This is a genomic window from Frankia sp. KB5 (assembly GCF_002099325.1).
Classification (GTDB): Bacteria; Actinomycetota; Actinomycetes; order Frankiales; family Frankiaceae; genus Frankia; species Frankia casuarinae.
On sequence record NZ_MRUJ01000112.1, the window covers coordinates 1 to 9,839 of the forward strand.

The window sequence follows — 9,839 nt, forward strand, 5'->3', positions numbered from 1 at the left end:
TTTGCGCTGTTCCCGTGCCTCCGGCACGTTTCTTACTGCAACGATCACACGATTAACGATCGTACGGTTATTGTGTGGTTATTGCACAGAGATTGCTTGTTTATTGGGGTGGCGTTGAATCGGGTCCRCCGAACGTGGACCGTCCACTGGTTCCCGGGCCCGATGTGGCTCCTCTGGTACGTGGATCGGCGGTGAGGTGGCCTGATCGGCACGGACAGCCGGCCCGGTCCGCGCCGATCGGTTGCGAACCCCGTGCGGGGGGATGGTGGTGTCCGTACCATCCACGCACGCCATTCTCACCGACGATCTGGATCTCACCGACGATCCGGGCGAGTTGGGCGGCGCCAGGGATGTCGTCGAGCTGGGAGGCCTCCGATGATGACCGTCGCACAGTCCCATGTCCGGCTCTCCCGCGCCGCCGGGTGGCGCAGGCCCGACGACGTGGTCGTGGTCGCCCGGCCGACCCGATGGGGCAATCCCTTCGACCAGCGCGAGTGGGGGCGGTCCGCGGCGGTAGAGCTGTACGCGGCGTGGATGACCGGCAGTGGGCCGGATGTCCGGTACGACCGGTCCGGTCGCCGCTACTCGCGRTCGGAGCGGCTCGCCGAGTTRCCCGACCTGGCTGGTAAGCGGTTGGCCTGCTGGTGCCCGCCGGGCGAGCCCTGCCATGCCGACATCCTCGCAGCCCTTGTCGCCGAACGGGTGCGATGAGGGCGACTGTGAAAGCACCGTCCAAACGCCGGGCCGCGTGAAGATTGCCCCGCGATACGACACGTGTCCATCGTGCTGTCGTAGGACGCGTCGGCTTGTCCGGCGGTCCGGTCGCACGCCTGGGACCACTTCATGRCATGCTCGGTTTCGATGGCATGAGGATGTGTCAGCCGTTCGTCCCCCGGGACGGCGGGTCTGGGCACCTTCCGCGGCGTCCATGGGGTATATGGATGGACGCCCGGGCATGTCGTCCCGTAGGCCGGGTCCTCATCGTGGAGGTTTGTTGTGAAGCGTGTCGGAGCGATTGTTCTGTTGGTTGCCCTGGTTGGTGGCGGGTTCCTCTTCCGTCGTCAGCGCGGCARGCAGGACGCGTAGCCTCGCGTCGTCCCTCGGGTCGCGGGAGATCACCCGACCCGGGCGACTTGTGACGGTCCGCGACGAGCCGGTGTGAACTCGGGGTTGACCCGGAAACGCCGGTGTTGCGGCGGGGTGAGCTGCCCGATGTCCGGGCATGGCCGACCCTAGACTCCGCCTGTGCATCGGTTTGACGCGCAGGCTGCCGACCTCGTCCGCGCGATATGTGACTTTGCCCGCGTCCGGCTCGGATTCGATCCGGTACCGCTGGACGCGCCATTGTCATGGGACGAGTTGGCGGCGGCGGTGGGATCCACGATCACCGCCGAGGGCATCGGTGGCCGTCGCGCTCTCGAGGTGTTCGACGAGGAGCTGTCCCGCGCCTGCATCTCGACGGATCATCCCCGCAATCTCGCCTTCATCCCGGCCGCCCCGACTAAGGCGGCTGTATTGTTCGATCTGGTGGTCGGGGCGTCGTCCATCTACGCGGGCAGCTGGATGGAGGGCGCGGGCGCGGTCTTCGCGGAGAACGAGGCGCTGCGATGGCTGTCGGACCTCGCGGGCTTCCCCGCCTGCGCCGGTGGGCTGTTCGTACCGGGGGGCACCGTCGGCAACCTGTCGGCGCTGGCCGCCGCCCGGCATGCCGCCCGGAGCCGGTTGACCGCCGCCGGTCGGCCGACTCCACCGCGATGGCGGTTCGTCTGTGGGGCCGAAGCGCACTCCTCCCTCTACCAGGCCGCCACGGTGCTCGACACCGAGGTCGTCGTCGTGCCGACGGATGACGCCGGACGACTGACCGGTCCGCTGTTGGCCGAGGCGCTGGACCGGCTCGCCGAGCAGGACGGCGCCCAGGCCGTCGACGGCGTGTTCGCGGTGGTGGCGACCGCAGGGACCACCCAGTTCGGCACCGTCGATGACATCCGCGGGGTGGTGGACGTCTGTCAGGCCCGCGGGCTGTGGGTACATGTGGACGGCGCCTACGGGCTGGCCGCGCTCGCCGCCGCATCGACCCACTCTCTCTTCGACGGGATCGCCGAGACCGACTCGTTCATCGTCGATCCGCACAAGTGGCTGTTCGCGCCGTTCGATGCCTGCGCGCTGGTGTATCGCGATCCGGCGGTGGCCCGGGCGGCGCACGGCCCGCAGCGGGCCGGCTACCTCGAGGTCCTGGATTCGGCGGGGGCCTGGAACCCGTCGGACTACGCCATCGGGCTGTCCCGGCGGGCCCGCGGGCTGCCGTTCTGGTTCTCGCTGGCGACGCATGGCACCTTGGCCTACGGCCGGGCCATCGAGTCCACGCTGGCGACCGCCCGGGCGGCCGCGCTCCAGATCGCCGCGCTGCCTTACGTCGAGCTGGTGCGGGAACCGCAGCTGTCGATCGTGGTGTTCCGTCGGCTGGGTTGGCAGGCCGCGGACTACCAGCGGTGGAGCGAGAACCTGCTGCGGGACGGTTTCGCGTTTGTTCCGCCCACCGTGCACGAGGGCGAGACCGTCGCCCGGTTCGCCATCGTCAACCCGCGGACCACCGTTGACGACATCGGCGCGATCCTCGCCACGATGGCCTGATCCTCGCCGCGATGGGCTCCCTCTCCCCGCCGTCCGGTCTCCCCGCCGGCCCGGTGCCCGGGCTTGATCCTCCGGGACCGCTGTGCGGGCCCGGCCAGCACGCGAAGAGCGAGACGTGCCGCTAGGGCGGTGGAGGTGGGATTTGAACCCACGGAGGGGTTGCCCCCTCACACGCTTTCGAGGCGTGCGCCCTCGGCCACTAGGCGACTCCACCGCGGACTAGCCTACCGGACGTCGCGAGAGTCCGGTTCGCCGGGGTGTGTAGGGGTCCGACGGCGCCGAGGCTGCGGCCCGTCGCCCCGAACCGGGCGAGCGTGGCGGCGGTGTGCCGGCTAGCGCCCCGCCGGGCGCCGGCGCGCGGCGAAGAACTCCGCCAGGAGGGCGCCACACTCGTCGGCGCGGATCCCGGCGACCACTTCGGGTCGATGATTGAGCCGCCGGTCCCGCACCACGTCCCAGAGCGAGCCGACCGCCCCGGCCTTCTCGTCAACCGCGCCGTAGACGAGGCGGTCCACCCGGGCGAGCACGAGGGCCCCCGCGCACATGGYGCAGGGCTCCAGCGTGACCACGAGGGTGGCTCCCGGTAGCCGCCAGGAACCCGTCCGGCGCGCGGCCGCCCGCAGGGCGATCATCTCGGCGTGGGCGGTGGGATCGGCGCCGCGTTCCCGCTCGTTGTGCCCGAGCCCGARCACCGTGCCGTCCTCGGTCACCACCAGGGCACCCACCGGGACGTCGGCGTGGTCCGGGGCCAGGCGGGCCTCGCGCAGGGCGAGCCCCATCGCCTCGTGGAAGCGGTCCGGTCCGGGCGGACCGCTCAGCCGGGCGGGAGCGCCCGCCCGGGGGTACTCGTCGGGATCGGTCATCCCGGATCAGCGGGCCGGCGGCGCGGGACCGAAGCGGTGGGCTCAGCCACGTGCGTCATCGAGGATCTCCCCCGCCCCGGCCCGTTCGCTGAGCGCGCTGATCACATCGCCTGGCAGCATCCCCTCCTCGCCGATCAGTTCCAACAACGCCTCCGCGGGGGTGCCCAGATCGCCGAGTAGATCGAGATCGCCCACGGGGGCGGCATGGGTGACGGCRGACGCGTCATCCTCGTCGTCCGGGGTGGTCAGCCCCGCCATCGAGGGCAGCGCGTCGGCGAACAGGCGTTCGGCGAGGTCGGAGGTCACCAGGACCCGGCGATCGGAGAGGAAGACCTGCGGATCCGGGTCGTCGGGACACACCCGGACCACCGCGAGGTACTCGTCGTCCTCCTCGAGGAAGGCGACGACGGGGCCATCACCCAGATCCCGCATCATGTCGGTGAGGGCGTCGAGGTCGTCGACGTCGGCCGGGTCGAGATCGTGCACCGACCAGTGGCCGTGTACCCGCGCGATCGCGATTGCCTTCGTGGTCACTGTGCGCCCTCACGTCCCTTCTGCAACCGCGCGGCGGACCCGGGCCGGCCGTGCCGGTCCGGGATGCCCGCCCGGCGCGGCCCCCGGTGGCCAAACCGGCGCACCCGCGCCGACCAGCCGTGTTCCGCCTGTGATTCTCACCTGTGGGGGCGGCCGTGGGTATTCCGGTTCACCCTGTCAGGTGAGTTCTACCGCGATGCCGCGTCGATTCCGCGACGGTGGTCCGGTCGACACCTTCCCCAACGGACTATGGGTAACGCCAGCTCACGTGAGGTAATGTCCGGGCTGGAACAAACCCCCGTCCGGGGGCGCTACCGGGTGGTACCGGGCCGATGACCGGGGACTGGACCGGGATCTATCGGAACAGAAGACGGGGCGGGCTTCGCCGCCCGGTGCCGTCGTGGCACTGTAGAAACCGCGATGACGACATCAATCCCCCGCCGGTTCACCGCCAGGACCCAGGCCGCGCTCGCCGTTGAACGCCTGGCGGCCGAGGCGTCACGCCGGCTCGGCCGTGGTTCCGGCGAGATGATCGGTGGCAAGCTCGCGCTGCGGGTATCCCCGGCGGCRCTCGCCGAGGTCGGCTCCCACCGGATGACCGCCTGCGTGTCGGGCACCAACGGCAAGACCACCACCACGAGGCTGCTTGCCCGGGCCCTGGGCACCCTGGGGCCGGTCAAGTCGAACAGCGGCGGGGCGAACATGGCGCCCGGGGTGCTGGCCGCGCTGTCCCGGCCGCCGTTTGACGCGGCGGCGGCTCTCGAGGTGGACGAGATCTGGCTGCCGAAGGTGGCCAGGGAGATCTCGCCGCGGGTGGTCCTGCTGCTGAACATCAGCCGTGACCAGCTCGACCGGTCCAACGAGACGCGGCGCATCGCCGCCATGTGGCGCGAGCTCGGCTCGGAGCTGCGCGACACGACGGTGGTCGCGAACGTCGATGATCCCCTGGTGGCCTGGGCGGCGGCGGGCTGGCACCGGCAGGTCTGGGTGTCGGCGGGGCAGAACTGGACGGCGGACGCGATGGTCTGCCCGCAGTGCGCCCGGCTGCTACACCGCAACAGCAGCGGCTGGTGGTCCGAGTGCGGGCTGGCCAGGCCCGAGCCGATCGTCGCGGTCACCGGCTCCCGGGAACTACTCTGGTACGGCCGCACCATCGAGGCCCGRCTCGATCTGCCCGGACGGGTGAACCTCGGCAACGCGGCGATGGCCGCCGCCGCGGCCCGGGAGTTCGGCGTCGAGATCGAGGATGCGCTTGCGGCCATGACCGGCCTGGGCGATGTGCAGGGTCGCTATCAGGAGGTGGCGCTCGGCGAGGAGGGCCATCGAGGCCGGCTGYTGCTGGCGAAGAACCCCGCTGGCTGGGTGGAGATGATGGAGCTGTTGGYGGACGCGCCGCCGCGGCCTGTCGTCATCGACTTCAACTCCCAGACCGCTGACGGGCGGGATCCGTCCTGGATCTGGGACGTGCCGTTCGAACGGCTCGCCGGCCGGCAGGTGCTGGTCACCGGGGAGCGCAAGGAGGACATGAGCGTGCGGCTGGCCTATGCGGAGGTGCCGCACAGCGTGTATGCCAGTGCGCGGGACGCGGCCCTGGCCGCCAACGAGAAGGTGGTCGACGTCGTCGCCAACTACACGGCGTTCCGCGATCTGCTGGTGAGGTCCACGCAGTGAGGTTGTGCGCGTGGCTAGGTTGTGCACGTGGCTAGGTTGTGCACGTGGCTAGGTTGTGCACGTGGCTAGGTTGTGCACGTGACTAGGTTGTGCACGCGGCGAGGTTGTGCACGCAGTGAGGTTGTGCGCGAGATGAGGGGATCCACGCGATGACGGGCGGCTCTGCGACCAGGATCGCGCTGATCTACCCCGAGCTGCTTGGTACCTACGGCGACGGCGGTAACGCGATCGTGCTGTCCCAGCGCCTGYGCTGGCGTGGTTTGCCGGTCGAGGTGGTGAACGTTCCCGCGGGGTCGGCGGTGYCCGAGAGCTGTGATATCTACCTGCTCGGCGGCGGYGAGGACGCACCGCAGGTCCTCGCCGCGGACGGCATCCGGCAGAACCGGGCGATCCGGCGAGCGGTGAGCTCGGGAGCGGCGGTGCTCGCCRTGTGCGCCGGCTACCAGGTGATCGGCGCGACCTTCCCATCCGGTGGGGAGATCCACGAGGGGCTGAATCTCGTCGACGTGGAGACCCGTCGCTCCTTCGGCCCGTCGGACGCGCCGCCGGCGCGTGYGGTCGGGGACATCGTGGTGGAACCGGACGCACGGCTCGGCCTGCCCACCCTGTACGGGTATGAGAATCACGCCGGGCGGACGAGGYGGTTGCCCGGCGCGAGCGGCATCCCGCTCGGTACGGTCCGGCTCGGGATCGGTGACGGTGACGGCGGAACGGACGGCATCGTGGATGGCCGGGTCATCGGCACCTACCTGCACGGGCCGGTGCTCGCGCAGAATCCCGCCCTCGCCGATCTCCTGCTGAGCTGGGTCCATGGTCCGCTGCCGCCGTTGGACGCGCCCCGCGAGGTGGAGGTGCTGCGCCAGGCCCGGCGCCGCGCGTTGGCCGTCACCTGACGCGTCCCCTGGCTTTTTTTGGGGGGACAAGTGGGGGGACAAGGCGGACAGGCCCCGGTCTGACCCCGGTCTTGTCGTCATCTGCTGCCAGGTTTGCGGCGTTTCCCGGCCAGCGGTGTGGTTCGGTTGGACCGTGGTGTCGAATCCCCTCGCYGGATGGTGGGGCAAAAACAAGAGAACCGTGCTCATCGTCGGTGTCGTGATCGTGGTCGTCTGGGGCTACCTCGGGACCCGTGACCGCCCGAAGACCCAGCGGGTCAGCCTGCCCGGCGACTACGCGTCGGCGGGCCGCGAGCTGYTCGTCCAGGCCCCGTCCGATCCCGCCAACCCGCTTCCGCTGGTGTTGATCCTGCACGACGACAACGCGGACGCGAAGTCACTTGACCGGCAGAGTGACGCCGGCAAGCTCGCGAACTCCCGCGACTTCGCGGTGGCCTTCCCGGAAGCCGTGGGCGGCACGTGGCGGATCGACGGACCCGAGGGGGCCGACGTGCGCTATCTGCGCGACGTGGTCCGCTTCGTCTCCACGAAACGGACCAAGGTGGATCCGAACCGGGTCTACGTGTGGGGGATCGGCGAGGGTGCCCGRCTGGCCCTGACCGCCGCCTGCGCCCCGGGTAAGCCGGAGTTCGCCGCGGTCGGCGTCGTCGGGCAGTTCGACCCGGAGCCCGGGCCGACCTGCCAGGACCGTGTCCCGGAGGGCCGGGCCCCGGAGGCCTCCTGGGACCGGAAGGTCAGCGAGACCCTGTGGAAGTTCTCGTCTGGTCACCGGCTGGGGGCCTGACCGCGGCGCCCGCGAGCGGGCCGGGCGGTTTCCGCACCGGGCAGAGACCGAGGGCTGAAGTCCGCCGATGCCGCCGGGAGGGGGGTAGCGGCATCGGCGGACCTGGTCGGCCGGGGCCCGAGGCCCGCCGGCCTTCCCGTGCGGATGGGGGGGGAATCCGAGGGAAGGCCGGCGGAATCGGGGGCCTTCCGGCCGGACGGACGTCAGATGGGGGGGAGATCTGACGTCCGTCCCACCGGAAGGAGGGCCCGTCCGGAGAGCTGGAAAGGAACCACATAGGCGGGTTGTCGGGCGGTGACAGGGCCCGCTTGCTGGTCTGTCCGCGGCTTCGCCGGTGGGTGGGAGTCCCGGGTCCGGCTTCCACGGCTTCGGGTCGGCGCCTGGAGAGGGGCTCGGTAGCCGGCCGCTCGTGGACTGGCAGGGCTCGTGTGGTCCGCGCCCCAGCCGCGAAGGCGATCCACCGGAGCCGGGTGAGCCGTTGCGTCGGCATGAGGGCGGTGCGCCGGCTCCGACCGGCCGCTAGAGGATCCGACCGACGTAGTAGGAGGTGGTATAGATCTTCTTGAGCGACACGACGTCGCCGGTGTGCGGCGCCGCCCACATCATGCCGTCGCCCGCGTAGATGCCGACGTGGTAAATGTTCCCGGGTGTCCCGAAGAAGATCAGGTCGCCGGGCTGTTTGTTGTACTGCGACACCCGGGTGGCGGCGGCGAACTGGGCGTCGGTCGTCCGCGGCACGCTCCTGCCGAGCTGCTTGAAGATGTACTGGATGAGGCCGGAGCAGTCGAACGAGCTCGGGCCCTCCGCACCGTAGACGTAGGGCTTGCCGGCCTGCAGGGAGGCCAGGTAGACGGCCTTCTCCCCGAGGGAGCTCGACGGGACCGGAACCGACGCCTGGTCCGCGGCGTCCCCTGTCGTGAGGAGATCCGACCAGGCGGCGTTGCGGACGAGCCGGGGGGTGGGCGCCGGCCGTACGCGCAGGGTGGCGTCGTTCGCCGAGCGGGCGGACTGCAGGGCGTCCGTGCCGTCGAAGACCGCGGTGACATTCGTGGTGGTGAGCACCCGGGCCGTGTAGGAGGCGTAGCCCTGGGCGTTGGTGTAAAGGTGCTTGAAGGTGGCCCACCCGGTGGGGAGCTTCACCTGCACCTTGACCAGCTGGTTCGCCAGCGGTTCGTGGGTCTGCTCGTTGTAGAGCGAGAAGCCGATGTCGATCGGCTGGTCCGCGCTGACGCTCACGTCGGGGTTGGTCACCCGGAGACCGACCTGAACCTTGCCGGCCAGGGGCGGGGCGTCGACACCGCCCGTCGAGCCGAGCAGGGAGGTGGAGCCGTGGGTGCTGACCGCCGCGGCGGCGATGCTGCCCCCCAGGGCGGCCTGGGAGCCGATCTGCGCGGCGAGGGTGATCGGAGCGGTGTTCGGCTGCTCGTCCTTCGCGGCGTCGGCGTTGATGTCGGTGGCRCAGCCGGCGAGAGCCACTCCGGAGACCGCGACGGTCCCGGTGGTCACGGCGGCGAAGGCGCGGGCCCGGGCCCGGCTGCGGGCGGCCGGGGGCGCGGAGGGTGCGCGGTGACGGCCGCGACCGGCGCCTCGCGTTTCTTCGTCGAGCTGCACGCTTTGCGCGGACAACGGTGTATTCCTTCCCGTGCGCCTGCGAAGTGAGCTGTCGGGTTCGGGCTGGGCTGCCCGGCTCTCGCGTGACCTTCACGCGTCGAGCTTCACCCCTAGGTCGACACCGCGGATCGGCGCCGGCCGGTGGAGGTGGGTCCCCCGCTCCTGCCCCTGATGACGACTCGGAGGGGACACCGGGGCCGGGGGCAGGACTCGGCGTTCGGCCCGGTGTTGTCGTGACGTCGGCGTGAGACTAGTCCACTTGGATGGGGTGGGTAAACACTAGTCCTTCCCAACTACAGCGAGTGCGCGTTGAAGTTCCCGTCGCGCGGCGTCGGCGGCCCGCGCGGTCGGCCGGGCTGACCGGGCGGCCCTAAGGCCCTTCGCGCCCCGTTTGTCCTGCTGGTTTTTCGTTGCGTGTGGGGTCCGCGGCGGCGGCCGGTCCGGGTGAGAGGCGGGCGGGCGGGTAGCCCTCCCGCGGCCCGTGGGCGATTTTGACTACTTAAAGTAGTCGACGGGTGAGGCCGGGTGTGCACCCCCCTCAGCGGGACCGGGAGCCGCGGCGGGTGAGGAATCCCGCCGCATCGAGCACTTGGAGCTCGACCGCGAGCTCGTGGACCTCACGGGGCAGCGAGCGGTGGTGCGCCAGCGCCTCGACCGCGGCGCGGGCGTGGTCGGCGAGCTCGTCGAGGGCGTGCTGGCGCTGGCGCATCCGAGCCCGCTCCTCCTGGATGGTCCGGACCGTGTCCTCCTGCCACCGGCGGGTCCGGATGAGATGCTCGCTGGCGTCGGCGGCCTGCCGCTCGGCATCCTCCAGCCGGTTGAGGAGCGCGTCGAGGGCCTCCAGCCGGCCGG

9 protein-coding genes, 1 tRNA gene and 1 riboswitch are annotated in these 9,839 nt (G+C 71.0%); of the genes, 5 read left to right on the forward strand and 5 right to left on the reverse strand.

Features of this window, described 5'->3' with window-relative positions:
• Positions 1–375: 375 nt before the first annotated feature.
• Positions 376–711 (forward strand): DUF4326 domain-containing protein, encoded by a 336-nt coding sequence (locus KBI5_RS12275; protein ID WP_023840114.1) that lies wholly within the window; start codon positions 376–378, stop codon positions 709–711.
• 534 nt (positions 712–1,245) lie between these two features.
• Positions 1,246–2,631: a pyridoxal-dependent decarboxylase gene (locus KBI5_RS12280; RefSeq protein WP_011434745.1), complete on the forward strand. Its 1,386-nt coding sequence runs from the start codon at positions 1,246–1,248 to the stop codon at positions 2,629–2,631.
• 127 nt (positions 2,632–2,758) lie between these two features.
• Here KBI5_RS12280 and KBI5_RS12285 read toward each other — a convergent pair.
• From KBI5_RS12285 to KBI5_RS12295, 3 genes are all read right to left on the reverse strand, one after another.
• Positions 2,759–2,845: transfer RNA gene (locus KBI5_RS12285), tRNA-Ser, on the reverse strand.
• A 118-nt stretch (positions 2,846–2,963) separates the two neighbouring features.
• Complete coding sequence (gene tadA / locus KBI5_RS12290) at positions 2,964–3,494, reverse strand: tRNA adenosine(34) deaminase TadA (protein WP_085015290.1); 531 nt, start codon at positions 3,492–3,494, stop codon at positions 2,964–2,966.
• 42 nt (positions 3,495–3,536) lie between these two features.
• On the reverse strand, positions 3,537–4,028 hold the full coding sequence (locus KBI5_RS12295) for a tRNA adenosine deaminase-associated protein (protein WP_011434747.1): 492 nt from the start codon (positions 4,026–4,028) through the stop codon (positions 3,537–3,539).
• 420 nt (positions 4,029–4,448) lie between these two features.
• Here KBI5_RS12295 and KBI5_RS12300 point away from each other — a divergent pair, with 420 nt between their 5' ends.
• From KBI5_RS12300 to KBI5_RS12310, 3 genes are all read left to right on the forward strand, one after another.
• The gene (locus KBI5_RS12300) at positions 4,449–5,699 is read left to right on the forward strand and encodes a MurT ligase domain-containing protein (protein ID WP_085015291.1); all 1,251 of its coding nucleotides are present in this window, start codon (positions 4,449–4,451) and stop codon (positions 5,697–5,699) included.
• Positions 5,700–5,848: 149 nt separating this feature from the next.
• Complete coding sequence (locus KBI5_RS12305) at positions 5,849–6,592, forward strand: glutamine amidotransferase (protein WP_085015292.1); 744 nt, start codon at positions 5,849–5,851, stop codon at positions 6,590–6,592.
• A gap of 115 nt (positions 6,593–6,707) precedes the next feature.
• On the forward strand, positions 6,708–7,376 hold the full coding sequence (locus KBI5_RS12310) for a PHB depolymerase family esterase (RefSeq protein ID WP_198537666.1): 669 nt from the start codon (positions 6,708–6,710) through the stop codon (positions 7,374–7,376).
• 519 nt (positions 7,377–7,895) lie between these two features.
• Here KBI5_RS12310 and KBI5_RS12315 read toward each other — a convergent pair.
• Together KBI5_RS12315 and KBI5_RS12320 are read right to left on the reverse strand one after the other, a co-directional pair.
• Positions 7,896–9,002, reverse strand: a complete 1,107-nt coding sequence (locus KBI5_RS12315) for a C40 family peptidase (protein ID WP_011434751.1) — start codon at positions 9,000–9,002, stop codon at positions 7,896–7,898.
• A gap of 5 nt (positions 9,003–9,007) precedes the next feature.
• A riboswitch (cyclic di-AMP (ydaO/yuaA leader) is annotated at positions 9,008–9,174 on the reverse strand.
• A gap of 351 nt (positions 9,175–9,525) precedes the next feature.
• On the reverse strand, positions 9,526–9,839 hold a 314-nt coding region (locus tag KBI5_RS12320), incomplete at its 5' end, for a hypothetical protein (RefSeq protein ID WP_085015293.1).